At 61.9% G+C, this 26,534-nt stretch carries 28 protein-coding genes; 17 read left to right on the top strand and 11 right to left on the bottom strand.

The annotated features are described in order from the left end of the window. Positions 1-261 precede the first annotated feature (261 nt). Positions 262-1,152 (top strand): threonine/homoserine exporter RhtA, encoded by an 891-nt coding sequence (gene rhtA, locus B0E42_RS28575; RefSeq protein WP_018600297.1) that lies wholly within the window; start codon positions 262-264, stop codon positions 1,150-1,152. A 168-nt stretch (positions 1,153-1,320) separates the two neighbouring features. Next, complete coding sequence (locus B0E42_RS28570; protein ID WP_014337379.1) at positions 1,321-1,602, top strand: hypothetical protein; 282 nt, start codon at positions 1,321-1,323, stop codon at positions 1,600-1,602. 6 nt (positions 1,603-1,608) lie between these two features. Here B0E42_RS28570 and B0E42_RS28565 read toward each other — a convergent pair whose 3' ends face one another. Beyond that, positions 1,609-2,178 (bottom strand): TetR/AcrR family transcriptional regulator, encoded by a 570-nt coding sequence (locus tag B0E42_RS28565; RefSeq protein WP_018600292.1) that lies wholly within the window; start codon positions 2,176-2,178, stop codon positions 1,609-1,611. Positions 2,179-2,267: 89 nt separating this feature from the next. Between B0E42_RS28565 and B0E42_RS28560 the strand changes: the two genes are divergently transcribed. Together B0E42_RS28560 and B0E42_RS28555 are read left to right on the top strand one after the other, a co-directional pair. Then, a complete protein-coding gene (locus tag B0E42_RS28560) occupies positions 2,268-2,996 on the top strand; it encodes an SDR family oxidoreductase (protein WP_018600289.1) in 729 nt (242 codons plus the stop codon). Positions 2,997-3,030: 34 nt separating this feature from the next. Then, positions 3,031-3,621 (top strand): 2-hydroxychromene-2-carboxylate isomerase, encoded by a 591-nt coding sequence (locus B0E42_RS28555; protein ID WP_018600287.1) that lies wholly within the window; start codon positions 3,031-3,033, stop codon positions 3,619-3,621. A gap of 9 nt (positions 3,622-3,630) precedes the next feature. On the opposite strand, the gene B0E42_RS28550 is transcribed toward B0E42_RS28555, so the two are convergent. From B0E42_RS28550 to B0E42_RS28530, 5 genes are all read right to left on the bottom strand, one after another. Continuing rightward, positions 3,631-5,439: an aminopeptidase P family protein gene (locus tag B0E42_RS28550; protein ID WP_018600285.1), complete on the bottom strand. Its 1,809-nt coding sequence runs from the start codon at positions 5,437-5,439 to the stop codon at positions 3,631-3,633. Between the two features lie 45 nt (positions 5,440-5,484). Then, complete coding sequence (locus B0E42_RS28545) at positions 5,485-6,651, bottom strand: cysteine desulfurase family protein (protein WP_053180772.1); 1,167 nt, start codon at positions 6,649-6,651, stop codon at positions 5,485-5,487. Positions 6,652-6,810: 159 nt separating this feature from the next. Beyond that, entirely contained in the window at positions 6,811-7,425 is a 615-nt protein-coding gene (locus B0E42_RS28540; RefSeq protein WP_018600282.1) for a LysE family translocator, read from the bottom strand. A gap of 103 nt (positions 7,426-7,528) precedes the next feature. Beyond that, positions 7,529-7,795: a hypothetical protein gene (locus B0E42_RS28535; protein WP_018600280.1), complete on the bottom strand. Its 267-nt coding sequence runs from the start codon at positions 7,793-7,795 to the stop codon at positions 7,529-7,531. A 116-nt stretch (positions 7,796-7,911) separates the two neighbouring features. Next, the gene (locus tag B0E42_RS28530) at positions 7,912-8,277 is read right to left on the bottom strand and encodes an antibiotic biosynthesis monooxygenase (RefSeq protein WP_018600279.1); all 366 of its coding nucleotides are present in this window, start codon (positions 8,275-8,277) and stop codon (positions 7,912-7,914) included. Positions 8,278-8,373: 96 nt separating this feature from the next. Between B0E42_RS28530 and soxR the strand changes: the two genes are divergently transcribed. From soxR to B0E42_RS28480, 10 genes are all read left to right on the top strand, one after another. After that, positions 8,374-8,826 carry a redox-sensitive transcriptional activator SoxR gene (soxR, locus tag B0E42_RS28525; RefSeq protein ID WP_018600277.1) on the top strand — a complete coding sequence of 151 codons (453 nt, stop codon included), beginning with the start codon at positions 8,374-8,376 and terminating at the stop codon, positions 8,824-8,826. Between the two features lie 106 nt (positions 8,827-8,932). Continuing rightward, positions 8,933-9,394 carry a VOC family protein gene (locus B0E42_RS28520; protein ID WP_077508672.1) on the top strand — a complete coding sequence of 154 codons (462 nt, stop codon included), beginning with the start codon at positions 8,933-8,935 and terminating at the stop codon, positions 9,392-9,394. 346 nt (positions 9,395-9,740) lie between these two features. After that, complete coding sequence (locus tag B0E42_RS28515; protein WP_077508670.1) at positions 9,741-10,955, top strand: PepSY domain-containing protein; 1,215 nt, start codon at positions 9,741-9,743, stop codon at positions 10,953-10,955. Continuing rightward, positions 10,952-11,494: a thiamine pyrophosphate-binding protein gene (locus B0E42_RS28510; protein ID WP_077508668.1), complete on the top strand. Its 543-nt coding sequence runs from the start codon at positions 10,952-10,954 to the stop codon at positions 11,492-11,494. The genes B0E42_RS28515 and B0E42_RS28510 overlap by 4 nt, the downstream gene beginning before the upstream one ends. Further along, entirely contained in the window at positions 11,491-11,817 is a 327-nt protein-coding gene (locus tag B0E42_RS28505; protein ID WP_014339410.1) for a hypothetical protein, read from the top strand. The genes B0E42_RS28510 and B0E42_RS28505 overlap by 4 nt, the downstream gene beginning before the upstream one ends. Next, positions 11,814-12,389 carry a DUF6162 family protein gene (locus B0E42_RS28500; RefSeq protein WP_077508666.1) on the top strand — a complete coding sequence of 192 codons (576 nt, stop codon included), beginning with the start codon at positions 11,814-11,816 and terminating at the stop codon, positions 12,387-12,389. Before B0E42_RS28505 ends, B0E42_RS28500 begins: the two co-directional genes overlap by 4 nt. Positions 12,390-12,424: 35 nt before the next feature. After that, entirely contained in the window at positions 12,425-13,354 is a 930-nt protein-coding gene (locus B0E42_RS28495) for a metal ABC transporter substrate-binding protein (protein WP_077508664.1), read from the top strand. Then, complete coding sequence (locus B0E42_RS28490) at positions 13,351-14,103, top strand: metal ABC transporter ATP-binding protein (RefSeq protein ID WP_053180781.1); 753 nt, start codon at positions 13,351-13,353, stop codon at positions 14,101-14,103. Before B0E42_RS28495 ends, B0E42_RS28490 begins: the two co-directional genes overlap by 4 nt. Next, on the top strand, positions 14,103-15,002 hold the full coding sequence (locus tag B0E42_RS28485) for a metal ABC transporter permease (protein WP_077508662.1): 900 nt from the start codon (positions 14,103-14,105) through the stop codon (positions 15,000-15,002). The genes B0E42_RS28490 and B0E42_RS28485 overlap by 1 nt, the downstream gene beginning before the upstream one ends. Continuing rightward, complete coding sequence (locus tag B0E42_RS28480) at positions 15,003-15,896, top strand: metal ABC transporter solute-binding protein, Zn/Mn family (protein ID WP_077508660.1); 894 nt, start codon at positions 15,003-15,005, stop codon at positions 15,894-15,896. Positions 15,897-16,034: 138 nt separating this feature from the next. Here the strand turns inward: B0E42_RS28480 and prpF are convergent, their stop codons facing one another. The 5 genes from prpF to B0E42_RS28455 form a co-directional block, all read right to left on the bottom strand. Then, positions 16,035-17,225: a 2-methylaconitate cis-trans isomerase PrpF gene (prpF, locus tag B0E42_RS28475; protein ID WP_077508658.1), complete on the bottom strand. Its 1,191-nt coding sequence runs from the start codon at positions 17,223-17,225 to the stop codon at positions 16,035-16,037. 42 nt (positions 17,226-17,267) lie between these two features. Next, positions 17,268-19,859 carry a Fe/S-dependent 2-methylisocitrate dehydratase AcnD gene (acnD, locus tag B0E42_RS28470; protein ID WP_053180787.1) on the bottom strand — a complete coding sequence of 864 codons (2,592 nt, stop codon included), beginning with the start codon at positions 19,857-19,859 and terminating at the stop codon, positions 17,268-17,270. Positions 19,860-20,058: 199 nt separating this feature from the next. Further along, on the bottom strand, positions 20,059-21,186 hold the full coding sequence (gene prpC, locus B0E42_RS28465) for a 2-methylcitrate synthase (protein WP_013693956.1): 1,128 nt from the start codon (positions 21,184-21,186) through the stop codon (positions 20,059-20,061). A 122-nt stretch (positions 21,187-21,308) separates the two neighbouring features. Continuing rightward, positions 21,309-22,199, bottom strand: coding sequence for a methylisocitrate lyase (gene prpB, locus B0E42_RS28460; protein WP_003204061.1), 891 nt, complete (start codon positions 22,197-22,199; stop codon positions 21,309-21,311). Further along, on the bottom strand, positions 22,196-22,909 hold the full coding sequence (locus tag B0E42_RS28455) for a GntR family transcriptional regulator (RefSeq protein WP_077508656.1): 714 nt from the start codon (positions 22,907-22,909) through the stop codon (positions 22,196-22,198). The genes prpB and B0E42_RS28455 overlap by 4 nt, the downstream gene beginning before the upstream one ends. 282 nt (positions 22,910-23,191) lie before the next feature. Here B0E42_RS28455 and B0E42_RS28450 point away from each other — a divergent pair, with 282 nt between their 5' ends. Genes B0E42_RS28450 through B0E42_RS28440 form a run of 3 tightly spaced genes read left to right on the top strand, consistent with a single transcriptional unit; the run spans position 23,192 to position 26,252 of the window. Continuing rightward, a complete protein-coding gene (locus B0E42_RS28450) occupies positions 23,192-23,728 on the top strand; it encodes an ATP-dependent zinc protease (protein ID WP_018600248.1) in 537 nt (178 codons plus the stop codon). Between the two features lie 5 nt (positions 23,729-23,733). Next, positions 23,734-25,266 (top strand): inactive transglutaminase family protein, encoded by a 1,533-nt coding sequence (locus tag B0E42_RS28445; protein WP_024616592.1) that lies wholly within the window; start codon positions 23,734-23,736, stop codon positions 25,264-25,266. Further along, on the top strand, positions 25,266-26,252 hold the full coding sequence (locus tag B0E42_RS28440) for an alpha-L-glutamate ligase-like protein (RefSeq protein ID WP_013693958.1): 987 nt from the start codon (positions 25,266-25,268) through the stop codon (positions 26,250-26,252). The genes B0E42_RS28445 and B0E42_RS28440 overlap by 1 nt, the downstream gene beginning before the upstream one ends. Positions 26,253-26,534: the final 282 nt, after the last annotated feature.

Genomic DNA, 26,534 nt, shown 5'->3' with positions numbered 1-26,534 from the left:
CCGGGCCTCGATGACCTGAAGCCCAACACCTTCGAAACTTACTTAACTCATTGAATCTCAAGGAGTTTTCCGTTTCGACTGCGCCGGAAGTGGGGCGAATTATAGACTTCCAGAATCTGCCGTCAACCCTTAATTTGATTTTTCTATCTTGAGCCCGACACCACACTTAAATCTGCCCGGTATATAGACGGAATCGTCGCACATGCGCAATATACTGCTCAACGCAGCCTCCCCCGCCTTTATTCTGGACGACACTTCGTAATGACACCCCCTCCACATCGCAGCCTGGCCTCCACCCTGTATCCGGTTGCCCTGCTATTAATAGCCATGGCCTCCATCCAATCGGGAGCCTCCCTCGCCAAAAGCATGTTCCCGGTAGTGGGCGCACAGGGCACTACGACGCTGCGACTCATTTTTGCCAGCCTCATCATGCTGTTGTTGCTACGCCCCTGGCGCGCCAAGCTCACCGCCCAATCCCTGCGCACGGTGATCGTTTACGGGATGGCGTTGGGCGGCATGAACTTTCTCTTCTATATGTCGGTTCGTACCGTTCCACTGGGTATTGCCGTGGCACTGGAGTTCACCGGGCCTCTGGCAGTTGCCATTTACGCCTCACGCCGGGCAATCGACTTTCTCTGGATCGCCCTGGCAGTCGCTGGCCTGCTTCTGCTTATACCGACCGGAGCGACCAATGCCGGTATTGACCTGCTTGGAGCCGGCTATGCGCTGGGCGCAGGTGTTTGCTGGGCGTTGTACATCCTGTTTGGCCAGAAGGCTGGCGCGGACAATGGTGTGCAAACCGCCGCACTGGGGGTGATGATCGCCGCCCTGTTCGTCGCACCGATTGGGATTGTGCACGCAGGCGCCGCACTGCTCACACCGAGCCTGATTCCAATCGCCATCGGCGTCGCCATTCTGTCTACGGCTCTGCCCTATACCCTGGAAATGATCTCCCTGACCCGAATGCCAGCCCGCACTTTCGGCACTCTGATGAGCATCGAACCGGCAGTCGCGGCCCTGTCGGGGCTGGTCTTTCTGCAGGAGTACTTGTCCCTGGCCCAATGGTTAGCCATTACCTGCATCATCCTGGCGTCGGTTGGCGCAACGCTGACCATGGCCAACACCGCGAAGCCTGCCGTCGCGGCAGATTGAAGCAGGATTTAACGAAGGTCTGGTATTTGCCGCGCATTTAGGCCATGTTTAGGCCAGTAACCCAATGTCAGACATGGATTTTTTCATACAGGACGTCATGAACGCTTCACGCCAGAGCGAACACAATCGTACGTGGACACAAGATCCACGACGATCATAAGGACGGGAATGAAACGAATTTTGATACTGATCGCCGTACTTGCAGTAGCGGGCTGTGCGGCAACATCGAAAACTGAAGTCAAGCGCGGTAAAAAAGGCCTGCACATCAATTGCTCCGGCCTGTCCTCATCCTGGGACCAGTGCGCCGCCAGTGCCGCCAACTCATGCGCGCCCAAGGGTTACAAGGTCATTGCAAAGTCCGGCGACGCCGTCGAAGAACCCGGGGATTATCCCTTCGGGCTCAATCCCGCCGGTTATACCAGCCGCAGCATGATCGTCATCTGCAAATAGGCCACGTCAGTCGAGCCCTTGCTCGGCCATTCGGCGCCTAATCTCCTCATGACTGGACTTGAGGACGTCACGCTGGACCTGCGGCGTGACCAGCATCCGCGCAACAACCAACGCCCCCACGCATTGAGACAGGATGGCCCAGGCCAGACTGTCGCTTCCCAATATCCGCGCCCAGCTTTCGTGCAAACGACAGATCCACGTTTGCGCCGCCTCCCTCACCTGGACATCCGATCGCGCGATCTCGGCACCCAGCACCGGCAACGCACACCCGGCTTCGGGCTGCTCAACGTGGCTCATGCTCAGGTACTGCTTGAGGCAGCGCTCCAGCTTCATTGAGTCCATGGCACCGTCGCCACTCAGACGATCCAGGCTTTGGGCCAATTCCCGCTCGACAATGGCCTTGAAAAGCTCATCCTTCGATGAGAAGTGGCTATAAAACGCACCGCCGCTCAACCCGATCGCTTTCATCAAGCCATCGACACCGACCGTGGAGAACCCCGACTTCTTGGCAGAGACGGCACTGCTGGCGAGCAGTTTCTCGCGGGTTTCCATTTTGTGATTGGCTGAATATCGCATGGTCCTGCCCCTGATTGCTCACCTTGACGCTTGCCGGATCTTAGCATAACGTCCGTTTAGCTAACGATCGTTTACCAATGAGGCTAACCATGAATAACAAGAAGGTCGTACTGGTTGTCGGCGCGGGCGATGCCACCGGCGGAGCGATTGCCAAACGCTTTGCGCAGGAAGGTTTTGTTGCCTGCGTTACCCGCCGCAGCGCCGACAAACTCGAGCCTCTAGTGGCTGGAATCCGCGCCCAAGGCGGCGAAGCCCACGGGTTTGCCTGTGACGCGCGCAAAGAAGACGACGTGATCGCACTCATCGAGCAAATCGAGAACCAGATCGGCCCGATTGAAGCCTTTGTGTTCAACATCGGCGCCAACGTCCCCTGCAGCATCCTTGAAGAAACCGCGCGCAAGTATTTCAAGATTTGGGAGATGGCCTGTTTCTCAGGTTTTCTCAATGCGCGGGAAGTGGCCAAGCGCATGGTCAAGCGCCAGCGCGGGACGATCCTGTTTACTGGGGCAACGGCGGGATTGCGCGGCGCTTCGGGGTTCGCCGCATTCGCAGGCGCCAAGCATGGCATCCGGGCATTGGCCCAGAGCATGGCCCGTGAACTGGGGCCGCTGAATATTCATGTGGCCCATGTGGTGGTGGACGGCGCCATCGACACCGACTTCATCCGCGATAATTTCCCGGAAAAATATGCCACCAAGGATCAGGACGGCATCCTGAACCCTGAACACATCGCCGACAATTACTGGTACCTGCACAGCCAACCCCGCGACGCCTGGACCTTCGAACTGGACCTGCGGCCCTGGAGCGAGCGCTGGTAAACCCTCCCCTCACAACAACAAGAGAGCAGATCCCATGAGCAAATCGGTGGAGTTTTACTTCGATTTCGGCAGCCCGACCACGTACCTGGCCTATACCCAATTGCCGACGCTGTGCGCGCAGACCAACAGCCAGCTGATCTATCGTCCGATGTTATTGGGCGGCGTCTTCAAGGCAACCGGCAATGCATCACCGGCGACAGTGCCGGCCAAGAACCCTTACCTGTTCAAGGATCTGAATCGCTTCGCCAAGCGCTACGGCGTTGCGTTCCAGTTCAATCCACACTTCCCCATCAATACACTGCAACTGATGCGCGCGGTGACTGGCATGCAGTTGCGCCAACCTGAACGCTTCGAGGCCTTCGTCGATTGCCTGTTCCGTGCCTTTTGGGTGGACGGCCGCAATCTCAATGACCCGACGACTGTCGCAGCGGTCCTGAACGAGGGCGGCTTCGATGCCGACTATGTGCTGGCCTTGACGAACGACGAGCAGGTCAAGCAAGCACTCAAGACCACCACTGAAGAAGCCATCGCACGGGGCGTGTTCGGCGCCCCGAGCATGTTTGTCGGCAACGAGTTGTTCTTCGGCCAGGATCGGTTGGACTTCGTCCGTGAAGCCCTCGCCTGATCCTCTACTTCAAATTGCCATCGTTCGCGTGTTGAGCCATTGCAGTGCGTCACCGTCCAGCAACGGGCTCAAGCGACGCTGAACCTCGGCGTGGTAGGCGTTGAAGCAATCTTTTTCGTCCTGGGTCAGCAGCGAAGGTTCCAGGCAGCGGGTGTCGATCGGGCACAGGGTCAGGGTTTCAAACTCAAGGAACTCGCCGAACTCGCTGCTTCCGGCTTCACGATTCAACACCAGGTTCTCGATGCGCACCCCCCAGCGACCGGGACGATAAGTGCCCGGTTCGATGGAGGTGATCATGCCTGCCTGCATCGCCGTCTGCGGCGCGGCAGCGGCTTGATAGGCAATCACCTGCGGGCCTTCGTGGACATTGAGGAAATAGCCGACGCCATGGCCGGTGCCGTGGCCGTAATCCACCTGCTCCGCCCAGATCGGTGCACGGGCGATAGCATCCAGCAACGGCGAAAGAATGCCCCGCGGGAATTTGGCCCGGGACAGGGCAATCACGCCCTTGAGCACGCGCGTGCAATCACGTTTCTGCTCAGCAGTGGGTGTGCCAACCGGTACCATGCGAGTGATGTCGGTGGTGCCCCCCAAGTACTGGCCGCCGGAATCGATCAGCAACAAGCCATCACCTTCGATGACCGCATGGGCTTCTTCCGTGGCGTGGTAATGAGGCATCGCGCCGTTGGCGTTAAAGGCGGCGATGGTGTTGAAACTCAGGGAGACGAAGTCCGGCCGGCGCGTGCGGGCGGCGGTCAGGTGCTCGTCGATGGTCAATTCGGTGATGCGCTCGCGCCCCCAGGCCCCTTCCAGCCAGGCGAAGAACTCACAGAGCGCCGCGCCATCCTGCTCCATGGCCCGACGGATGTGTTCGGCATCGGCCAGGCTTTTGCGAGACTTGGCCAGCGTCGTTGGATTGAGACCTTCCACCAGCTTCACGCCGCTGCCCAGGTTATCCAGCAAGCCGACCGTCACCCGCGCCGGATCGATCTGCAGGCTCGCACCGTCTGGCACTTCACGCAACGCGGTGGCGGCTTCGCTGTAATCTCGCAGGGTCACGCCGTCCTGTTCAAGAACGGCACGCAGCGCTGCGTCAACCTTGTCCAGGGCCACGAACAGTGTTGCCTGTTGCTGGCTGATCAAGGCGAAGGAGACGAACACGGGGTTGAACGACACATCCGCGCCGCGCAGGTTGAACAACCAGGCGATGTCATCCAGCGTGGCGATGAAATGCCAGTCGGCACCGCGCTCCTTGAGGGCTTCGCGCAGCTTGGCGAGTTTCTCGACCCGGCTGACGGTCGCCTGGGGAGGCAAATGGGCATAGACCGGCTGATCCGGCAAGCTTGGGCGATCGCTCCAGACTGCCTTGAGCAGATCGATGTCGGTACGCAACCGCGCGCCGCGTTCCGCAAGCTTGCCGCCCAGGGTGCGAGCCGACGCCACGGCCATGACCGCACCGTCAACGGCGACCACTCCACCCTCAGGCGTTTGTTCCGCCAGCCAGTCCAAGGGGCCGGGCTGGCCGGGAATGAGCTTGACCAGCTCGATACCACTGCCCTCCAGCTCCTTGGTGGCCTGCTCCCAATAACGGCTATCGGCCCAGACGCCGGCGAAACTGTCGGTCACGATCAAGGTACCCACCGAGCCGTGGAACCCCGACAGCCATTGCCGTCCCTGCCAATAGCCCGGCATGTATTCGGACAGATGCGGGTCGGCCGATGGCACCAGCAGCGCATGAATGCCCTCTCGGCTCATCAGTTGGCGGATTTGGGCCAGGCGCTGGGGAACCAGTCCATGGGGCAAAGGCTCGGTGCTCATTGTTTCTCCTACTCATTGATATTGTTGTTCGATGCCGAAGACGGCTTATGGGGTCGTGGCCCAGAACGCCGGCGCAGTCGCGCATGCCGCCTGGATCAGCCGCACCGCCTCGTCGATATCCTGCTCGGTGGTAAAACGGCCCAGGCTCAAGCGAATGGTCCGCCCGGCCGCACGCGCATCGTGCCCCAGGGCCAGCAGCACGTGGGACGGGGTGTTGTGCGCCGAATTGCAGGCCGACGTGGCAGAAAATGCAATCGATACGCCCAACGTCGCCGGGTTGAACTCACCTTCGTTGAAGGTCAGGCTCAGCGTGTGGGGAATCCGACGGCTCGCACTGCCGTTTATACGCACACCGGGCAAGGCCAGCAGCGGCTCCAGCAAACGATTGCGCAACCGGGCGATTTTAGCGAGTTCTTCGTCGAATGCCTCGGCCGCGAGTTCGAATGCGGCGCCCATGGCTGCGATCTGGTGGGTCGCCAGGGTCCCGGAGCGCAAACCGCCTTCATGCCCACCGCCGTGAATCTGCGCCGACAACCGTGGCCGGGCACGGTCGCCGACGTAGAGCGCACCGATGCCCTTGGGGCCGTAGATCTTATGCGCGGAAAAAGACATCAGGTCCACCGGCCAACGAGACAGGTCGATCTGCACCTTGCCGGCGCCCTGGGCTGCGTCCACATGAAACAGCGCGCCGTGCTCGCGAACAATCTCGCCGATGGCGATGACGTCGTTGACGGTGCCCAGCTCGTTGTTCACCAGCATCAGCGACACCAGGAACGTGTCTTCACGCAACGCCTCGCGAACCGCTTGCGGACTGATCAGGCCCTCGGCGTCCGGCGCCAGCCAGGTCACCGCAACGCCGCTCTCTTCAAGCTGGCGCGCCGTGTCGAGAATCGCCTTGTGTTCGATCAGACTGGTGATGACATGGCCGGCGGAACCACCGCGCGCCTGGGCCACCCCTTTGAGGGCCAGGTTATTGGATTCGGTAGCGCCGGACGTCCAGACGATCTGTTCGGGCTGAGCCCCGACCAGTTGCGCCACCTGCTGGCGGGCACGTTCCACCGAGCGCCGGGCCTCCTGGCCGAAGGCATGAGAACTGGAAGCCGGGTTGCCAAAGTTGCCGTCAAAGCCCAGACACTCGACCATGACCCGGATGACCCGCTCATCCACCGGCGTGGTGGCGGCGTAGTCGAAATACAAAGGACGTTTATTCATAGGAAACTCGCAGAGCCTGCTCCGGGATCAGGCGCCCTCGTTGGGTTCGAGACTAGCAATACCTGATCAAAGACCTTAAAGAAGTCGGACTTCGTTTAAAAGTGCGTAGGAACGCTCCTGAACAGCGAGCTTAGCAGGCATCGCGGCGAAGCTCAGCCCTCAACTGATGCTTTCGAGCAACAACGGATACAGCGAAGCGACCAACAACAGCGCCATGCCCCAGTTGAACAGGCGCAGCCAGCGACGATCACGCAACAGGTTGCGCAACAGGCTGCCGCACACCACCCACAGGCTCACGCTTGGCAGGTTGATCAGGGCAAACACCCCCGCAATTACCAACACGTTGAAGAAATAACCCTGGAGTGGCGTGTACGTACTGATGGCACCGATGGCCATGATCCAGGCCTTGGGATTGACCCATTGGAACGCCGCGGCGCCCCAGTAGCTGATCGGCGTATTGTCCCCCGGCTGGCTTTCCGAAACCGGGCCGGAGTGGGCTATTTTCCACGCCAGGTACAACAGGTACGCCGCGCCGATGTAGCGCAGTGCGGTATAGAGCAGTGGATAAGTCTGGAACACCGCGCCGAGACCAAGGCCCACCGCCAGCACCAGGGAAAAGAAGCCGCAGGTAACACCCAGCATGTGAGGAATGGTGCGGTTGAAACCGAAATTGACACCCGAGGCCAACAACATGGTGTTGTTAGGGCCAGGCGTGATCGAGGTCACCAGGGCAAACAGGGCGAAGCCCAGCAGCAGGTCAAGCGAAAGGGTCATGTCAGGTCAGTCCATCAGGGCAGGTCAGTCAAGCCATGACCCTACCCCACGCCTTGGCGCAAACCCACGGACAGTTGGGCAAAACTTTAAGCGGTACAGTCCCTCAGCTTGACCGGCCTGGCTGTTGCACGACCCGCTCGGCACTCATTTGGCCCTGATCGTCGAAACCCACGTTTTTCTGCGACGAACCGAGCAGCTCGGCTTTTTTCGCGTGGTACTCATCGAACGAAAGGCCACGGCGATTCAAGGCTTCAAGGGCCAGTTCGCGGGTCTCGTCGGCGGTGTAGGGGCGCAGCTCCGGGGAAGAACTGGCGCAACCGCCCAGGAGGGTGGCGGTCAACAGCAGCAAAACAGCAAAGGTACGGTTCATGGCAAGTGTCCGGTGTTCTGGAGTGGGGCGATAAACAAAGGCTACCCGCCAGCCCTGCGCGGCAGAAATCAACCCTCTCGATAGTGGCTATTGCCTTTGCAGATCAGCCGCTGCATTCAGCCGACCAACTGGCAATGCAGCGCGTTGTCCAGGCTGCGCTCGATGTTGCGCAGCACTTGGAAGGAGCCGAACGTCACGGCTTTGGCTCGATGAGCCTGAATCAGCCGCCAGAAATCCTGCTCGCCACTTTCGAAGCTTTGAAGCGCCGCCTCGCCTGCCTCGCGGGTTTGCCACTGCAAATAGTTGAGCACCCGCCGACCATCCTCGCTGGCCTGGATACTGGCACTCAGGAACCCCTGGTGGTCCCGAGCCAGGCGCTCGGTTTGTTCCGACAAGGCGGTTACCAGCGCCTGCTGCCATTGCGGCTCGATATCGAATTCCATCAACTGGGTGAAACTGCGATTGTTCCTTGGTGATTGCATGAAAGGTCCCCTCTGCACGTAAGGCGGATCTTGCGATCCGAACGCGTGCAGGGTAAAACCTAAAGTTAACTTGAGGTCAAGCAGTGAATTGAAGCGATGGCACAGATCGATGTCCACAAGGAACTCACCGTCGGCCAAGTGGCCGCCCGCAGCGGCGTGGCAGTCACGGCCCTGCACTTCTATGAATCCAAGGGGCTGATCAAAAGCACGCGCAACCAGGGCAACCAACGTCGCTATTCACGGGCAGTCTTGCGCCGCGTGGCGCTGATCAAGGTTGCCCAGCGCCTGGGCATTCCCTTGGCGGAAATCGGCGAGGCGTTGAAAAACCTGCCGGACAACCGTGCCCCAACGGCCGCCGACTGGCAGACCTTGTCGGCGCAGTGGAGCCGGGACCTGGACGAGCGCATCAACCAATTGGTGACGCTGCGCGATCGACTCAACGGCTGCATCGGCTGCGGATGCCTGTCGATGGAAGCTTGCCCGCTGCGCAATCAGGGCGATGTGCTGGGCAAACACGGGCCAGGGGCTCACCTGTTGGAGCCGCCGTGAAGCGTTCGTCGGGACATGAGCCCGCCCACGGCAGCTGACCTATAGTGGATGGGCGCAAAACCGACGAAGACTCTCTTCGCCTCCCATAACAACAAGGAGAACCGTCATGGGCGTCAAAGCCATTCCCGAAGGTTTCCATAACATCACGCCCTACCTGGGCATTCAGAAAGCTGCCGAAGCCATCGACTTCTACAAAAAAGCCTTCAATGCCACCGAGGTCATGCGCCTGGCCATGCCCGACGGCGGCATCGGGCATGCCGAACTGCGGATCAACGGTTTTCCGATCATGCTCGGCACACCTTGCGACCAAGGCCCACTGAGCAACCCGGACCAATCGCCTTCGGTCGGCCTGCATTTATATGTCGAGGACGTGGACAGCGCATTTGCCCAGGCCATTGCTGCCGGTGGCACAGTGATTTCCGAGGTCAAGGACCAGTTCTACGGCGATCGCACCGGTACCTTGAAAGATCCCTATGGGCATCTGTGGTTCCTGGCGACGCACAAGGAAGATCTGAGCCAGGAACAGATCGAGCAACGGGCCAGGGAGATGTTCCAACAGCAAGGCTGATTTGCCCTTGCTCCCGCGGGGTTACGCCCCGTCGGAGCTGTGTAGGAGCTGTGTAGGAGCTGTCGAGTGCAACGAGGCTGCGATCTTCCCCAGTCACTTGAACCTCAAGCGAAAGATCAAAAGATCAAAAGATCAAAAGATCAAAAGATCAAAAGATCGCAGCCTTCGGCAGCTCCTACCACGCGAAACATTTTCTTTCATCTTCCCCTTCAGGATTGCGATCGCTCGTTCGTCTTAATTAGATGCAGTAGGCCGCGTCGGCAAAAGCCATGGTCTGCTTTTTTGCGGTTCACGGTATTGCGAAGCCCGTAATACCGAACCTTTCATCGAATCAAGACGTTCAATCATGTCGAAGAAGTCCCGCTCCAAACTCTGGTTCCTGGTCCATAGCTGGCTGGCATTGCCCATCTGGTTTTTCGTGCTCATCGTTTGCGTCACTGGCACCCTCGCGGTGGTCAGCCAGGAGATTGTCTGGCTGGTCAACCCGGAAATGCGCGCCAGCAAGCCCTCGGACGATGCCCAACTGCTCAGCTATGACCAGGTGATCGCCGCGATCAAGCACGCCCAGCCGCAAACCCAGGTGCAAAGCATCGTCCGCCCGGACGAGTCGCACTTTGCGCTGGAGGTCGGCGTGACCTACCCCGACGGACGCCCCGACACGGTCTACGTCAACCCGTACAGCGGCGTCATCCAAGGCTCGGCGCCGACATTCAACTTCCAGGCCTTCACCCGCGCCCTGCATGGCTGGTGGCTGGTGCCATTCACCAATGGCTACAGTTGGGGCTGGTACCTGGTGTCGTTCCTGGGCCTGCCGTTGCTCGCATCCCTGGTGACCGGGCTGGTGGTCTACAAGCGTTTCTGGAAAGGCTTCTTCCGTCCGACCCTGCGAATTCGCCATGGCGCGCGGATTTTCTGGGGTGATTTCCACCGGCTCAGCGGGATCTGGTCGATCTGGTTCATCGCGGTCATCTCCGTCACCGGCACCTGGTTCCTGATCCAGGCCTTGCTGGGCGACAACCAGATCTCCATTTCCAGCGAACCGGTCATCCCGGTGGTGGCCCGTGAAAACGTGCCGTTGTCCGTCGACGGCCTGCCGCCCCCGCAGTTGAACCTGGACCGAGCCATCGAAATCGCCCAGCAACGCATCCCGGGATTGGCAGCAAGTTTCATCAGCCTGCCCGGCAATGCCTACAGCCATCTGGAGGTCGGCGGCCGCGGTTGGTATCCGCTGATGTTCCAGACCGCCACCATCAACCCCTACAACGGTGACGTGGCCGCCTCGCGACTGCTGTCCGACCGCACGACCCTGGAATTCGTCACCGAATCCATGCGCCCGTTGCACACCGGCGACTTCGGCGGCCTGTGGATCAAGCTCATCTGGTTTTTCTTCGGTTTGGTCCTGAGCATGATGGTTCTCAGCGGGCTGTTGATCTGGACCAAACGCACGGCCCTGGCCACCGCCAATGCCTTCAAGCGTAGCCAGAAACCCAGCCGTGAAGCCCGAATCGCACCGGCATTGCAGCCGTCCCTTCACCGTGAATCGTCGGAGGGCAGCCTGTGAATCCGTCCAATACGGCCTCATCACCGTCACGCCTGGGCCTGTTCTGGCATAAATGGCGCTTCCACCTCAACGTGCTGTTGCTGCTGATCCCCCTCGGGTTCATGCCCAAATATTTCTCCGAAGCCGCACTGTTGCGCGGTGATGCCGGGCTTGGCGAGCGGGAAGTCGGCGAAGTCCAGGTCGGCCCCTGGAGCCTGCGCCTGGCGGAATTTCGCAACGAAGCCCCACGCGTCCAAGGGCCTGCCGGCCCCATGAAACATTTCAACGCGGCCCTGTGCGAACGCTGTATCGGACAGGTCAAGGCCACCTACCTGCGCATCGGCAAACCCCGCAGCCTACGGGCCGCCGGAGTCATTTTCTTCGGCTCGCCCTATCGCATGGGCGCCTTGTTGCCGGTCCCGCCAAAGACCCAGCCCGATGCCGAACTGTGGATAACCCTCGAGGGTTGGGACGGTTCGATGCACCAGGCCTCCATTCCCCTGAGCCAGGCCTCCCCGGCCACCGTCGCCTGGCTGAAGAACCAAGGACCCAAACCATGACCCTCCGCGCCTTATTCAACGGCCTGGCGTTGCTGTTCTGCGCCGGTGCAAGCACCAGCGCCCTGGCTCACAACCCGATGTGCGAATGCAAAGCCATCGACGCCGAGCAGATCCAATGCACCGGCGGTTTTTCCGACGGCAGCGGCGCGCCCGGCGTGACCCTGGACGTAATCGGCTATGACGAGACCATCCTTGTCCCGGGCAAGCTCGGTGCCGATTCGAAGCTGACCTTCAAGAAGCCGGACGCTGAGTTCTACGTGCTCTTCGACGCCGGCCCCGGCCACGTGGTGGAAATCGACCAAGCCGACATCGAGGCCCCATGACCAACGCCACGACTCAAGTCATCCGCCCCGCTGGCGCGGGCCATGAAACCCTGTATGTGTTGCTGCTGTGCCTGGTCATCGTGCTGGTGGCCGGATCGGTGGTGGCCTTGCATGGCAAAGCCGAAGACACCACGCACCTGGCCTCGAACCAACTCGACGCCCGCCGCGACCTCAGCGCCGCCGAGCAGGGCATCTACGCCGACCTGCGGGTGACCCTGGATGAAATCCGCTTGCTGCGCGAAGACCAACCCACCCTGCCCGGCCCGCAAACCCTGGCCGAAGAAGGCTTCGCGCCGTTCGCCCAGGACGCCAGCGCTGTCAGCCGGGGCGGCCACGCCTGGCAACAGCTGCAGGACCAGGCCTACTTCGGCGCCAGTGCCAATTCTTCCGTCGCAGGTTCGTTTCTGATGCGCATCGGCGAAGCGTCCGACGCCGCGCCGGACATCTGGCTCAACCGCAGCAACGGCCTCGCGACACCTACCGCGCTGGACGACGACGCTTTGTCCGCCGCCGGCTGGCAACAGATCGTCGCGCAATTCGATGCCGGCGTAACCCGCCAGCACCGGCACTGACCCCACGCCTTCATTCGAGAGAAGACCGTTTGCCCATGCCTATTGCATCCCAACGCCGCCCCTTGCTGCGCCTGCTGCTGATCGGCCTGCTGGCCTGCCTGTTCACCTCGCCGGTGAGCGCCGAAACAGCCAAGCGCCTGCGCATCGGCATCACCCTGCATCCTTATTACAGCTATGTGGCCAACATCGTCGGCGACAAGGCCGAGGTCGTGCCGCTGATCCCGGCCGGTTTCAACCCCCACGCCTATGAACCACGGGCCGAAGACATCAAGCGTATCGGCGGCCTCGACGTGATCGTACTCAACGGCGTGGGCCACGACGACTTCGCCGATCGCATGATCGCTGCCAGCGAAACCCCGAACGTGAAGGTGATCGAGGCCAATGAAAACGTGCCCCTGCTGGCTGCCACCGGCACGGCGGCCCGTGGCGCAGGCAAGGTGGTGAACCCGCACACGTTCCTGTCCATCAGCGCCTCCATCGCCCAGGTCAATAACATCGCCCGGGAGTTGGGCAAGCTCGACCCGGACAATTCCAAGGCCTACACCCAGAACGCCCGCGCCTACGGCAAGCGCCTGCGGCAGATGCGCGCCGCTGCCCTGGCGAAGCTGACCCAGGCCCCCAATGCCGAGTTGCGGGTCGCCACGGTGCATGCCGCCTACGACTACCTGTTGCGCGAATTCGGCCTGGAAGTGACCGCCGTGGTCGAGCCGGCCCACGGCATCGAACCGAGCCCCAGCCAGTTGAAGAAAACCATCGACCAACTGCGCGAGCTGGACGTGAAGGTGATCTTCTCGGAGATGGATTTCCCGTCCACCTACGTCGACACCATCCAGCGTGAATCGGGCGTGAAGCTGTACCCGCTCTCACACATTTCCTACGGCGACTACAGCCCCGAGAAATACGAAAAGGAAATGGCCGGTAACCTCGACACCGTGGTCCGGGCCATCCAGGAGTCTGGCGCATGACCGTCCAGGAAACCCTCACCCTGCAGCGCGTCGGCCCCTTGATTGAGTTCGCCGACGTCAGCCTGAACCTGGGCCGCACCACCATTCTCGACAGCGTGGCATTCCAGGTGGAACCCGGCAGCATCCATGCCTTGGTGGGCCCCAATGGTGGTGGCAAGAGTTCGCTGATCAAGACGTTGCTGGGGCAGATGCCGCACCAGGGACGCTTGAGCCTGCAATGGCCAGGCGAGCCCGGTGTGATCGGCTACGTGCCCCAGGCGCTGGAGTTCGACCGGGGCCTGCCCATGACGGTGGACGATTTCATGGCGGCGATGTGTCAGCGGCGCCCCGCCTTTCTCGGCTTGAGCAAGCATTACGCCGGCGCCATTGGCCAGGCCCTGGAGCGGGTCGGCATGCAGGACAAGCGCAAACGGCGCATGGGCGCGCTGTCCGGTGGCGAGCGGCAGCGAGTGTTGTTGGCCCAGGGGTTGATTCCCTCGCCGCAACTGCTGGTGCTGGATGAACCGATGTCGGCCCTGGACGAGGCCGGTATCCAGGTGTTCGAGCAGTTGCTGCAGGACTGGCGCCAGGCCGGGATCACCGTGCTGTGGATCGAACATGATCTGGAAGCCGTCGGGCGCCTGGCCGACCGTGTCACCGGCCTGAACCGCCGAGTGCTGTTCGACGGCCCGCCCCGCCAGACCCTGACTCCAGAACGCCTGCTGACGCTGTTTTCCACCCATCCGCGCACCAACGGGAGCGCTGCCTGATGAGTTATGAAGCCTTTCGTCTGATGGTCCAGGGCTGGGCTTCGGCCGGTTATCTGCCCGAAGCGCTGGCCTATGGGTTCGTGGTCAATGCCTTGCTGGCCGGGTTGTTGATCGGCCCGGTGCTGGGCGGTCTCGGCACGCTGGTGGTGGTCAAGCGCTTCGCGTTTTTCTCCGAGGCGGTGGGCCACGCGGCGCTGACTGGCGTGGCCATCGGCATCCTGCTCGGCGAACCCTACACCGGGCCATACGGCAGCCTGTTTGGCTACTGCCTGTTGTTCGGCATCCTGCTCAATTACCTGCGCAACCGCACCGGCCTGGCGCCCGACACGTTGATCGGCGTCTTCCTGTCGGTGTCCCTGGCCCTGGGCGCCAGCCTGCTGTTGATCCTGGCGGGCAAGATCAACGTGCACATCCTGGAGAATGTACTGTTCGGCTCGGTACTGACGGTCAATGGCAATGACCTGCTGGTGCTGGCGGTGGTCGGCTCGCTGGTGATGGCCCTGGCCTTGCCGCTGTACAACCGCATCATGCTCGCCAGCTTCAATCCACAACTGGCGGCAGTGCGCGGGGTGGCGGTCAAGACCCTGGACTACTTGTTCGTGATCCTGGTGACGCTGATCACTGTGGCGGCGGTGAAAGTCATCGGCGCCATTCTGGTGGGCGCGTTGCTGGTGATTCCGGCGGCGGCGGCGCGCCTGCTCAGCCAATCATTGAAAGGCTTTTTCTGGTGTTCAGTGCTGATCGCCACCGTCAGCACCTTGTGCGGGATTCTCGCGCCAATTGTGTTCGACCTGCCGATCCCGTCCGGCGCTGCGATCATCCTGGTGGCCGGCATCGCCTTCGCCCTGAGCGCCATCGCCCGCGGTGTCGTCCCCAGCCTCAAAGGGAATCTTGGATAAATGGTTTTTTCATTGCGACAACTGACCCTGGCCGTGGCGTTGTGCGGCGTGGCCGTCACCTCATCATTTGCCAGCGAAAAGGTCCGGCTGCTGGCATCGTTGCCGGTCACCTACGGATTGGGCGAGGCCTTGCTCAAGGGCACCGACGTCAGCCTGGAGCGGGCCGCGCCCGCCAACTTGCCCGGCACCCGGCAGAGCGCCTACTTCACCGGCCGTGGCGCGCCGGCGTTGAGCAAACTGGCCAGCGATGCTGACGGGGTGATCGGGCTGCGCTCGCTATGGCCGGACGATCCGCTGTACCCCATGGCGCGACGCAGCAATATCCGCATCGTCGAAGTCGATGCCGCGCGCCCGGTGGACGGTGCCCTGCCCGGTATCGCCGTGCAACCGGGCATGGCCGACGGCCTGGCGAGCCAGCCGTGGATGGCCAGCCATAACCTGGGGCGCATGGCCGACGTGATCGCCGCCGACCTGGTGCGCCTGGCCCCGGCGGACAAACCGAAGATCGACGCCAACCTGGCGACCCTCAAGCAGCGCCTGCTCAAACTCAGCGCCGACAGCGAAAAACGCCTCGCCAACGCCGATAACCTGAGCGTGGTCAGCCTGAGCGAGCATTTCGGCTACCTGATCAGCGGGCTCAACCTGGACGCAATCAGCACCGATACCCGGCCCGACGCCGAATGGACAACCGAAACCCTCAAGCAGTTGAGCGCGACGTTGAAAGACAATGACGTGGCGCTGGTGCTGCATCATCGCCAGCCTTCGGATGCGCTGAAGGCAGCCATCACAGAGGGAGGTAGCCGGTTGCTGGTGTTGGGCACCGAGGGCGCCGATCCGGTGGTGGAACTGGAAAGCAATGTAGGACTGGTGGTCACCGCACTGACGGCGGACTGACGGAAGAAATACGATCAACCTGTGGGAGCGAGCCTGCTCGCGATGAGGTCGGCACATTCAACATTGGCGTCGACTGATACACCGCCATCGCGAGCAGGCTCGCTCCCACAGGTTTTGTATTGTTCCTGAAGCATCGAGTTAGAAAACATCCCCCGGCACCCGCACAAACCCTTCCATCAACACCCGCGCGCTGCGGCTCATGATGGCTTTTTTCACGCTCCATTCGCCGTTGACCTGGCTGGCCTCGGCGCCGACGCGCAGGGTGCCGGAGGGGTGGCCGAAACGCACGGCGTTGCGCTCGATGCCGCCAGCCGCGAGGTTGACCACGGTGCCGGAAATCGCCGCGGCGGTGCCGATGGCCACCGCTGCGGTGCCCATCATGGCGTGGTGCAGCTTGCCCATGGACAGCGCCCGTACCAACAGGTCAACGTCGCCAGCCGTCACGGCTTTTCCGCTGGATGAAACGTAGTCCGCCGGCGGCGCGACGAACGCCACTTTCGGTGTGTGCTGGCGCTGGGCGGCTTCGTCCAGGTGCTTGATCAAGCCCATGCGCAAGGCGCCGTGGGCGCGAATGGTTTCAAACATGGCCAACGCCTTGGGATCGCCGTTGATGGCGCCCTGCAGTTCGGTGCCGGTGTAACCGACGTCCCGGGCATTGATGAAAATCGTCGGGATCCCGGCGTTGATCAGCGTCGCCTTGAAGGTGCCCACACCGGGCACTTCCAAGTCGTCCACCAGATTGCCGGTGGGAAACATCGAACCGCCACCGCCCTCTTCCTCGGCGGCCGGGTCCATGAATTCCAATTGCACTTCGGCCGCCGGAAAGGTCACGCCGTCGAGTTCGAAGTCCCCGGTTTCCTGCACCGCGCCGTCGGTGATCGGCACATGGGCGATGATGGTCTTGCCGATGTTGGCCTGCCAGATCCGCACCACGGCCACGCCGTTTTGCGGGATACGGCCAGGCGCCACCAAACCACTGCTGATAGCGAATGAACCGACCGCCGCCGACAGGTTGCCGCAGTTGCCACTCCAGTCCACGAACGGCTTGTCGATGGACACTTGGCCGAACAGGTAATCGACGTCGTGGTCGGCCCGGGTGCTCTTGGACAGGATCACAGTCTTGCTGGTGCTCGACGTCGCGCCGCCCATGCCATCGATCTGCTTCTCGTACGGGTCGGGGCTGCCGATCACCCGCAGCAACAAGGCATCCCGTGCGGCGCCTGGGACGCGGGCCGCTTCGGGCAGGTCTTGCAGGCTGAAGAACACGCCTTTGCTGGTGCCGCCACGCATATAGGTAGCGGGAATTCTGATTTGCGGTGCGTGAGCCATGATGCTCCTCAAGCGGACACGCCGGGCGTCCGCAGCTGTGATTTAGACGGCAACCGCCGATTCAAGGAAGTCCTGGGCAAAGCGTTGCAGCACGCCCCCGGCTTCATAGATCGACACTTCTTCAGCGGTATCGAGGCGGCAGGTCACTGGCACTTCGACGCGCTCGCCGTTCTTGCGAGTGATGACCAGGGTCAGCGTCGCCCGCGGGGTGCGCTCGCCGATCACGTCATAGGTTTCACTACCGTCGATGCCCAGGGTCTTGCGATCGGTGCCGGGCTTGAACTCCAGCGGCAACACGCCCATGCCCACCAGGTTGGTGCGGTGGATACGCTCGAAACCCTCGGCGGCGATCGCCTCGACACCGGCCAGGCGCACGCCCTTGGCCGCCCAGTCCCGGGACGAACCCTGGCCGTAGTCGGCGCCGGCAATGATGATCAGCGGCTGCTTGCGCTCCATGTAGGTTTCGATGGCTTCCCACATGCGCATGACCTTGCCTTCCGGCTCGACCCGGGCCAGGGAGCCCTGCTTGACCTTGCCGTTTTCCTGGACCATTTCGTTGAACAGTTTCGGGTTGGCGAAGGTGGCGCGTTGCGCGGTCAGGTGGTCGCCGCGGTGGGTCGCGTAGGAGTTGAAGTCCTCTTCCGGCAGGCCCATTTTCGCCAGGTATTCACCCGCGGCGCTGTCCAGCATGATGGCGTTGGACGGCGACAGGTGATCGGTGGTGATGTTGTCCGGCAGCACCGCCAGCGGGCGCATGCCCTTGAGCGGCCGCGCGCCGGCCAGCGCGCCTTCCCAATACGGCGGACGACGGATGTAGGTGCTTTGTGGGCGCCAGTCGTACAGCGGCGTCACTTTCGGCCCGGTGTCTTCCTGGATGGCGAACATCGGGATGTACACCTGGCGGAACTGCTCGGGTTTCACCGAGGCCTTGACCACCGCGTCGATTTCTTCGTCGCTCGGCCAGATGTCCTTGAGGCGGATTTCCCGTCCGTCCACCACGCCCAGTACATCCTTCTCGATGTCGAAGCGGATGGTCCCGGCGATGGCATAAGCGACCACCAACGGCGGCGACGCAAGGAACGCCTGCTTGGCGTACGGATGGATACGCCCGTCGAAGTTGCGGTTGCCCGACAACACGGCGGTGGCGTACAGGTCGCGGTCGATGATTTCCTGTTGGATCACCGGGTCCAGCGCACCGGACATGCCGTTGCAGGTGGTGCAGGCGAACCCCACCACGCCGAAGCCCAGCGTCTCGAGTTCGGACGTCAGGCCGGCTTCATCCAGGTACAGCGCCACGGTTTTCGAACCCGGCGCCAGGGACGACTTGACCCACGGCTTGCGGACCAGGCCCAGGCGGTTGGCGTTGCGCGCCAGCAGGCCGGCGGCGATCACGTTGCGCGGGTTGCTGGTGTTGGTGCAACTGGTGATGGCGGCGATGATCACCGCACCGTCAGGCATTTGCCCCGGCACATCGTCCCACTGCCCGGAAATGCCTTTGGCAGCCAGATCCGACACCGCGACACGGGCGTGCGGGTTGCTCGGACCTGCCATGTTGCGCACCACCGACGACAGGTCGAAGGTCAGGCCCCGCTCGTATTGCGCGCCCTTGAGCTTGTCGGCCCACAGGCCGGCCTGCTTGGCGTAGGTCTCGACCAGTCGCACCTGGTCGTCTTCGCGCCCGGTGAGTTTCAAGTAATCGATGGTTTGCTGGTCGATGTAGAACATCGCTGCCGTGGCGCCGTATTCCGGGGCCATGTTGGAAATGGTCGCGCGGTCGCCCAAGGTCAGGGCACTGGCGCCTTCGCCGAAAAACTCCAGCCAGGCACCGACGACTTTTTGCTTGCGCAGGAATTCGGTCAGCGCCAGCACCATGTCGGTGGCGGTGATACCCGGTTGCAGCTTGCCGGTCAGCTCGACGCCGATGATTTCCGGCAGGCGCATCCACGAGGCGCGGCCGAGCATGACGCTTTCGGCTTCCAGGCCACCGACGCCGATGGCGATCACGCCCAGGGCATCGACGTGGGGCGTGTGGCTGTCGGTGCCGACGCAGGTGTCGGGGAACGCCACGCCGTCACGCTGCTGGATCACCGGGGACATCTTTTCCAGGTTGATCTGGTGCATGATCCCGTTGCCCGGCGGAATCACGTCGACGTTCTTGAAGGCCTTCTTGGTCCAATTGATGAAGTGGAAGCGGTCTTCGTTGCGCCGGTCTTCGATGGCGCGGTTCTTGGCGAAGGCTTGCGGGTCGGAACCACCGCTTTCCACCGCCAGGGAGTGGTCGACGATCAGTTGGGTCGGCACCACCGGGTTGACCTGCGCCGGGTCACCGCCCTGCAAGGCGATGGCGTCGCGCAGGCCCGCCAGGTCCACCAGCGCGGTCTGGCCGAGAATGTCATGGCACACCACGCGGGCCGGGAACCACGGGAAGTCCAGGTCGCGCTTGCGCTCGATCAGTTGCAGCAGCGACTCGCCCAGCGTGGCCGGGTCGCAGCGCCGCACCAGGTTCTCCGCCAACACACGGGAGGTGTACGGCAGGCCGTCGTAGGCGCCGGGGCGAATGGCATCCACGGCCTCGCGAACGTCGAAATAATCCAGCGAAGTGCCGGGCAGCGGTTTGCGAAATTCTGTGTTCATCGTCAGGACTCGGGTCACGGTGGTTTCAGAAGGGTGGCGCAACCATTGAAGTCAACACATTCCCCTGTGGGAGCGGGCTTGCTCGCGAATGCGGAGTGTCAGTCGACATCAATGGTGAATGTCAGTCCGTCTTCGCGAGCAAGCCCGCTCCCACAAGGGGTTCTCGGTTCCTTCAGTTGCAGCGCCAGTGCCCTCCAGCTCAGCGTTGTTCGATTGGCACGAACTTGCGCTGTTCGACGCCGGTGTATTCGGCGCTCGGTCGGATGATGCGGTTGTTGGCGCGTTGTTCGAACACGTGGGCGGCCCAGCCGGTCAGGCGCGAGCAGACGAAGATCGGCGTGAACAGCTTGGTCGGGATGCCCATGAAGTGGTAGGCCGAGGCATGGTAGAAATCGGCGTTGGGGAACAGTTTCTTCTGTTCCCACATGGTCTTGTCGATGGCTTCGGAAACCGGGAACAGCACCGTGTCGCCCACTTCATCGGCGAGTTTTTTCGACCAGCCCTTGATCACCTCGTTGCGCGGGTCGTTGTCCTTATAGATCGCGTGACCGAAGCCCATGATCTTGTCCTTGCGCGCCAGCATGCCGAGGGTGCCTTCGATGGCTTCCTGCGGTGAGCTGAAGCGCTCGATCATTGCCATCGCCGCTTCGTTGGCGCCGCCGTGCAGCGGGCCGCGTAACGAGCCGATGGCGGCGGTGATGCAGGAGAACAGGTCCGACAGCGTGGAGGCGCAGACCCGGGCGGTGAAGGTCGAGGCGTTGAATTCGTGCTCGGCGTAGAGGATCAGCGAAACATTCATCACCTTGACGTGCAGCTCGCTCGGCTTCTTGCCGTGCAGCAGGTGCAGGAAATGGCCGCCGATGGAGACTTCGTCGGTCACGCATTCGATGCGCTGGCCTTCGTGGCTGAAGCGATACCAGTAGCACATGATGGCCGGGAACGCGGCCAGCAGGCGGTCGGTCTTGTCGTGCTGCTCGGAAAAGTCTTCCTCGGGTTCCAGGTTGCCCAGGAACGAGCAGCCGGTGCGCATGACGTCCATCGGGTGGGCGTCGGCGGGAATGCGCTCCAGCACTTCTTTCAAGGCTTGGGGCAAGTCGCGCAACTGGCGCAGTTTACCGGTGTAGGCGTCCAGCTGTGCCTGGGTCGGCAGCTCGCCGTACAGCAGCAGGTAGGCCACTTCTTCAAATTGCGCATCTGCCGCCAGGTCGCGAACGTCGTAGCCGCGATAGGTCAGGCCCGCGCCCGACTGGCCTACGGTGGACAATGCGGTTTGCCCGGCCACCTGGCCGCGGAGCCCGGCGCCACTGAGTACTTTTGCTTCGGCCATTTGCTGTCTCCAGTTTTTAGATTTGTAGAGATTGGGGGAAACAGATCGCAGCCTCGTTGCACTCGACAGCTCCTACACAGCTCCTACGAGGAGCTGTCGAGCGAAGCGAGGCTGCGATCTTTTCATTTTTTCGCCGCGAACAACGCATCGAGCTTCTGCTCGAAGGTGTGGTAGTCGATGCGATCGTAAAGCTCCATGCGGGTCTGCATGGTGTCGATGACATTCTGTTGCGTGCCGTCGCGGCGGATCGCGGTGTAGACGTTCTCGGCCGCCTTGTTCATGGCCCGGAAGGCCGACAACGGGTAGAGCACCAGGGACACGTCGGCACCGGCCAGCTGTTCGGTGGTGTACAGCGGGGTCGCGCCGAATTCGGTGATGTTGGCCAGGATCGGTGCTTTCACGCGGCTGGCGAACAGCTTGTACATCTCAAGCTCGGTGATGGCCTCCGGGAAAATCATGTCGGCACCGGCCTCGATGCAGGCCGCGGCGCGGTCCAGGGCTGATTCCAAGCCTTCCACCGCCAGGGCATCGGTACGGGCCATGATCACGAAGCTGTCATCGGTGCGGGCATCGACGGCGGCCTTGATGCGGTCGACCATCTCTTGCTGCGAGACGATTTCCTTGTTCGGGCGATGGCCGCAACGCTTGGCACCGACCTGGTCCTCGATATGGATGGCCGCCGCGCCGAACTTGATCATCGACTTGACCGTGCGCGCCACGTTGAACGCCGAGGAACCGAAACCGGTGTCCACGTCCACCAGCAGCGGCAGGTCGCACACGTCGGTGATACGGCGCACATCGGTCAGCACGTCATCCAGGCCGGTGATGCCCAGGTCCGGCACGCCGAGGGAGCCGGCCGCCACACCGCCGCCCGACAGGTAGATCGCCTTGAAACCGGCGCGTTTGGCCAGCAGCGCGTGGTTGGCGTTGATCGTGCCCACCACTTGCAGCGGATGCTCGGTGGCGACCGCATCGCGGAAACGCTGGCCTGGCGTGCTCTTGCTGGAACTCATGACTCACCTCGTTCAGTGGCGGCGCTGTCCTGGAAATGACGCGCAATGTTGCGTTTGGACGCACCGATGTGCCGGCGCATCAATAATTCAGCCAGTTCGCCGTCACGGTCGGCGATGGCGTCTAGAATCCGGTGGTGCTCGGCAAAGGCCTGGCGCGGACGGTTGGGCGTGGTGGAAAACTGGATGCGGTACATGCGCACCAGTTGGTACAGCTCGCCGCAGAGCATCTGCGTCAGGGTGCGGTTGCCGCTGCCCTGGATGATCCGGTAATGAAAGTCGAAATCGCCTTCCTGCTGGTAATAACCGACACCGGCCTGGAACGCCGCATCGCGCTCGTGGGTTTCCAGCACCCGGCGCAGCTCGTCGATTTCTTCCAGGGTCATGCGTTCGGCCGCCAGGCGGCAGGCCATGCCTTCGAGGGATTCACGGATTTCGTAGAGTTCCAGCAGCTCGGCATGGCTCAGCGACACCACCCGGGCACCGACGTGAGGCACCCGCACCAGCAGGCGCTGGCCTTCCAGGCGGTGAATCGCCTCGCGCAGCGGCCCGCGACTGATGCCGTAGGTGCGCGCCAGCTCAGGCTCGGAGATCTTGCTGCCGGGGGCGATCTCGCCTTTGACGATGGCGGCCTGGATACGTCGGAAGACGTTCTCGGACAGGGTCTCCGAATCGTCCTGGGCGATCACCGGGGTTTCGAGCTGATCGAGCATATTGTAGACACCTTTCAAATCAATACGGCAAAAACTAACCAATAGCAGCGTTAAGGTCAAAGTAAAAATCAACATTGTCGACAATCGTCTAATAAGCCCACCCGACATAACCGCTCGTTTGAATGCGTCGTAGCCTCCGGCCAGCGGTGGCGTCAGAAAACCACCGTGCTAGAATGCCGCGCGATTTGCCGCTCTCCTTTTATATAGGGAAGGCTGCCCAGGGAGCTTGTGCAGTAATGCCAGGGCCTGAACCGATAAACGGAACGCTGCGCACCAGGATCTATGACACTCAAGCCCTTCACCGCTGTTCTTTATTTCATGTGCCTGCCGGGGCTTGCCGTGGCGGGTGAAAAAACCGTGTACGGCCTCAACGAATACGCCGCCCTGCAGGGCATCGACCTGGAGGTCGCCGCAAAGCTGGACACCGGCGCCAAGACCGCGTCCCTCAGCGCCCGGGACATCAAGCGCTTCAAGCGCAATGGCGAATCCTGGGTGCGCTTTTACCTGGCCATTGACGCGGCCCACTCGCACCCCATCGAACGTCCGCTGGCCCGGGTCAGCAAGATCAAGCGCCGCGCCGGTGACTACGACCCGGAAGAAGGCAAGAAATACACGGCCCGACCGGTCATCGAACTGGACATCTGCATGGGCTCGGCCCTGCGCAGCATCGAAGTGAACCTGACCGACCGTAGCGCCTTCCAATACCCGTTGCTGATCGGTTCCGAGGCGCTCAAGCGCTTCGACGCGCTGGTCGACCCCAGTCTTAAATACGCTGCCGGCAAACCCGCCTGCGCCAATGCCGCTCAAACCGCAGAGTAATTCCAATGCGCTCCCTTACCCTCCATCTGAAAATGCTGATCGCCATCCTGGTGGTGCTGGGCCTGTCGGTGACGGCCTATCAGATTTTCGTGCTCGGCATCCCGGTCACCGAAGACGCCACCGACGACTTGTGGAACATCGACGCCAAGGTCGAGTTCGTGCCCAACGCCAAGGATCCGGTGAAGATCCAGATGTTCGTGCCACCGCTGAGCCGCGACTACGTGAGCCTCAACGAGAGTTTCATTTCCAACAATTACGGCGTGGCGGTGAACCGGGTTGACGGTAACCGCAAGGTGACGTGGTCGGCCCGTCGCGCCAAGGGCAACCAGACCCTGTATTACCGCCTGGTGCTGACCAAGCGCTACAGCGCCGAGAAAACCAAGGTCAAGGGCCCGACCTTCCGCGACAGCATTGCCGTCGAAGGCCCGGAGAAACTCGCCGCCGAAGCCCTGCTCGCACCGATCCGCCAGCACTCGGCCGACGTCGAGACGTTCATCAGCGAAGCCATCAAGCGGGTCAACAACCTCAACGACGACAACGTCAAGCTGTTGCTGGCCGGTGATCCTTCGTCGGCCAACAAGGCACGCATCGTTGAACTGGTGCTGTCCATCGCCCACGTGCCGGTGGAAAAGGTCCACACCATCCGCCTGGTGGCCGACCAACCGCAGGCCCCTGAACTGTGGCTGCGCAGTTTCAACGGCACCGACTGGCTGTATTTCAACCCGGACTCCGGCGAACAAGGCCTGCCCACCGACCGCCTGTTGTGGTGGACCGGCGATGAAAACCTGATCACCGTCGATGGCGGCAAGAAAGCCACCGTCACCTTCAGCATGAACAACAGCGAAATGAACGCCATTCGCCTGGCCAAGCTGACGGACGAGAACACCGACGCCAACTTCCTCGAATACTCACTCTACGGCCTGCCGCTGCAGACCCAGCAAACCTTCATGATCATGGTCATGATCCCGATCGGCGTGCTGGTCATCCTGATCCTGCGCAACCTGATCGGCCTGCAAACCCTCGGGACCTTCACCCCTGTACTGATCGCCCTGGCCTTCCGCGAAACCCAACTGGGCTTCGGCATCATCCTGTTCACGGTGATCACCACGCTGGGCCTGTCGCTGCGTTCGTACCTGGAGCACCTCAAGCTGCAAATGCTGCCCAGGCTCTCGGTGGTGCTGACGTTCGTGGTGGTGCTGATCGCCGCCATCAGCCTGTTCAGCCATAAGCTGGGCCTGGAACGCGGCTTGTCGGTAGCGCTGTTCCCGATGGTGATCCTGACCATGACCATCGAACGCCTGTCCATCACCTGGGAAGAACGCGGCGCCGGCCACGCGATGAAAGTCGCCATCGGCACCTTGTTCGCCGCGTCCCTGGCGCACCTGATCATGAGCGTGCCGGAACTGGTGTACTTCGTGTTCACTTTCCCGGCGATCCTGCTGATCCTGGTGGGCTTCATGCTGGCCATGGGTCGTTATCGCGGCTACCGCCTGACCGAGCTGGTGCGGTTCAAGGCCTTCCTCAAGGCAGACTCCTGATGTTCGGCTTCTGGAAGACCTGGAAGGCCCTGGAAGCCCGGGGCATCATGGGCATCAACCGGCGTAACGCCGACTACGTGCTCAAGTACAACAAGCGCAGCCTGTACCCCATCGTCGATGACAAGATCATCACCAAGGAACGGGCAATCGCCGCCGGCATTCATGTGCCGGAGCTGTACGGGGTGATCTCCACCGAAAAGGAAATCGACAAGCTCGACGAGATCATCGGCGGGCGCACCGACTTCGTGATCAAGCCGGCCCAGGGCGCTGGCGGCGACGGCATCATCGTCATCGCCGACCGCTTCGAAGGCCGCTATCGCACGGTGTCCGGCAAGATCATCAGCCATGAGGAAATCGAGCACCATGTCTCCAGCATCCTCACCGGCCTGTACTCCTTGGGCGGGCACCGTGACCGGGCGCTGATCGAGTACCGCGTGACGCCGGACCAGATCTTCAAGAGCATCAGCTACGAAGGCGTGCCGGACATCCGCATCATCGTGCTGATGGGCTATCCGGTGATGGCCATGCTGCGCTTGCCAACCCGCCAGTCCGGCGGCAAGGCCAACCTGCACCAGGGCGCCATCGGCGTGGGCGTCGACCTCGCCACCGGCCTGACCCTGCGCGGTACCTGGCTGAACAACATCATCACCAAACACCCCGACACCACCAACGCGGTGGACGGCGTGCAACTGCCCTACTGGGACGGTTTCATGAAACTGGCCGCCGGTTGCTATGAGCTGTGCGGGCTGGGCTACATCGGCGTCGACATGGTGCTGGACCAGGAAAAAGGCCCGTTGATCCTGGAATTGAACGCCCGGCCAGGCCTGAACATCCAGATCGCCAACGACTGCGGCCTGACCTTGCGCACCCACGCGGTGGAAGCCCACCTGGAAGAACTCAAGGCCCGCGGCGTTACCGAAACCGTGGAAGAGCGCGTGGCGTTTGCCCAGGCGTTGTTTGGGCATATTCCGCCGGTTGAAGGCTGATCTCGTTCCCTGTGACCTGGAACATAGCGGACCTTGTGGCGAGGGGATTTATCCCCGCTGGGCTGCGGAGCAGCCCCAAAGCCTGACACCTCGGTGTATCAGAGAGATTGAATTCAATTGTCCAGGGGTTGCTTCGCAACCCAGCGGGGATAAATCCCCTCGCCACAATTAAAACTTCGCCAGAAATAGCTTCGGTAGCCACAGACGTGCCCATCTCCGACATCCCTCTAGGAGCAAATCCTACAGAGGGATTACAATCGCTCCCCCGCCTGAACGGCTGAC

Source organism: Pseudomonas sp. A25(2017) (assembly GCF_002001065.1).
Taxonomy (GTDB): domain Bacteria; phylum Pseudomonadota; class Gammaproteobacteria; order Pseudomonadales; family Pseudomonadaceae; genus Aquipseudomonas; species Aquipseudomonas kilonensis.
This window is presented reverse-complemented; position numbering and strand designations above follow the sequence as displayed.

Excerpts from the sequence above, each read along its gene's own strand:
- B0E42_RS28515 (WP_077508670.1), top strand. The coding sequence starts at position 9,741 with ATGTCGAAGAAGTCCCGCTCCAAACTCTGGTTCCTGGTCCATAGCTGG.
- B0E42_RS28530 (WP_018600279.1), bottom strand. The coding sequence starts at position 8,277 with ATGCAATCACCAAGGAACAATCGCAGTTTCACCCAGTTGATGGAATTC.
- B0E42_RS28495 (WP_077508664.1), top strand. The coding sequence starts at position 12,425 with ATGCCTATTGCATCCCAACGCCGCCCCTTGCTGCGCCTGCTGCTGATC.
- prpB (WP_003204061.1), bottom strand. The coding sequence starts at position 22,199 with ATGAGTTCCAGCAAGAGCACGCCAGGCCAGCGTTTCCGCGATGCGGTC.
- B0E42_RS28480 (WP_077508660.1), top strand. The coding sequence starts at position 15,003 with ATGGTTTTTTCATTGCGACAACTGACCCTGGCCGTGGCGTTGTGCGGC.
- prpC (WP_013693956.1), bottom strand. The coding sequence starts at position 21,186 with ATGGCCGAAGCAAAAGTACTCAGTGGCGCCGGGCTCCGCGGCCAGGTG.
- B0E42_RS28555 (WP_018600287.1), top strand. The coding sequence starts at position 3,031 with ATGAGCAAATCGGTGGAGTTTTACTTCGATTTCGGCAGCCCGACCACG.
- B0E42_RS28560 (WP_018600289.1), top strand. The coding sequence starts at position 2,268 with ATGAATAACAAGAAGGTCGTACTGGTTGTCGGCGCGGGCGATGCCACC.
- B0E42_RS28520 (WP_077508672.1), top strand. The coding sequence starts at position 8,933 with ATGGGCGTCAAAGCCATTCCCGAAGGTTTCCATAACATCACGCCCTAC.
- B0E42_RS28445 (WP_024616592.1), top strand. The coding sequence starts at position 23,734 with ATGCGCTCCCTTACCCTCCATCTGAAAATGCTGATCGCCATCCTGGTG.
- soxR (WP_018600277.1), top strand. The coding sequence starts at position 8,374 with ATGGCACAGATCGATGTCCACAAGGAACTCACCGTCGGCCAAGTGGCC.
- B0E42_RS28485 (WP_077508662.1), top strand. The coding sequence starts at position 14,103 with ATGAGTTATGAAGCCTTTCGTCTGATGGTCCAGGGCTGGGCTTCGGCC.
- B0E42_RS28440 (WP_013693958.1), top strand. The coding sequence starts at position 25,266 with ATGTTCGGCTTCTGGAAGACCTGGAAGGCCCTGGAAGCCCGGGGCATC.
- B0E42_RS28450 (WP_018600248.1), top strand. The coding sequence starts at position 23,192 with ATGACACTCAAGCCCTTCACCGCTGTTCTTTATTTCATGTGCCTGCCG.
- rhtA (WP_018600297.1), top strand. The coding sequence starts at position 262 with ATGACACCCCCTCCACATCGCAGCCTGGCCTCCACCCTGTATCCGGTT.
- acnD (WP_053180787.1), bottom strand. The coding sequence starts at position 19,859 with ATGAACACAGAATTTCGCAAACCGCTGCCCGGCACTTCGCTGGATTAT.
- B0E42_RS28565 (WP_018600292.1), bottom strand. The coding sequence starts at position 2,178 with ATGCGATATTCAGCCAATCACAAAATGGAAACCCGCGAGAAACTGCTC.
- B0E42_RS28500 (WP_077508666.1), top strand. The coding sequence starts at position 11,814 with ATGACCAACGCCACGACTCAAGTCATCCGCCCCGCTGGCGCGGGCCAT.
- B0E42_RS28455 (WP_077508656.1), bottom strand. The coding sequence starts at position 22,909 with ATGCTCGATCAGCTCGAAACCCCGGTGATCGCCCAGGACGATTCGGAG.
- B0E42_RS28540 (WP_018600282.1), bottom strand. The coding sequence starts at position 7,425 with ATGACCCTTTCGCTTGACCTGCTGCTGGGCTTCGCCCTGTTTGCCCTG.
- B0E42_RS28550 (WP_018600285.1), bottom strand. The coding sequence starts at position 5,439 with ATGAGCACCGAGCCTTTGCCCCATGGACTGGTTCCCCAGCGCCTGGCC.
- B0E42_RS28505 (WP_014339410.1), top strand. The coding sequence starts at position 11,491 with ATGACCCTCCGCGCCTTATTCAACGGCCTGGCGTTGCTGTTCTGCGCC.
- B0E42_RS28570 (WP_014337379.1), top strand. The coding sequence starts at position 1,321 with ATGAAACGAATTTTGATACTGATCGCCGTACTTGCAGTAGCGGGCTGT.
- prpF (WP_077508658.1), bottom strand. The coding sequence starts at position 17,225 with ATGGCTCACGCACCGCAAATCAGAATTCCCGCTACCTATATGCGTGGC.
- B0E42_RS28490 (WP_053180781.1), top strand. The coding sequence starts at position 13,351 with ATGACCGTCCAGGAAACCCTCACCCTGCAGCGCGTCGGCCCCTTGATT.
- B0E42_RS28535 (WP_018600280.1), bottom strand. The coding sequence starts at position 7,795 with ATGAACCGTACCTTTGCTGTTTTGCTGCTGTTGACCGCCACCCTCCTG.
- B0E42_RS28545 (WP_053180772.1), bottom strand. The coding sequence starts at position 6,651 with ATGAATAAACGTCCTTTGTATTTCGACTACGCCGCCACCACGCCGGTG.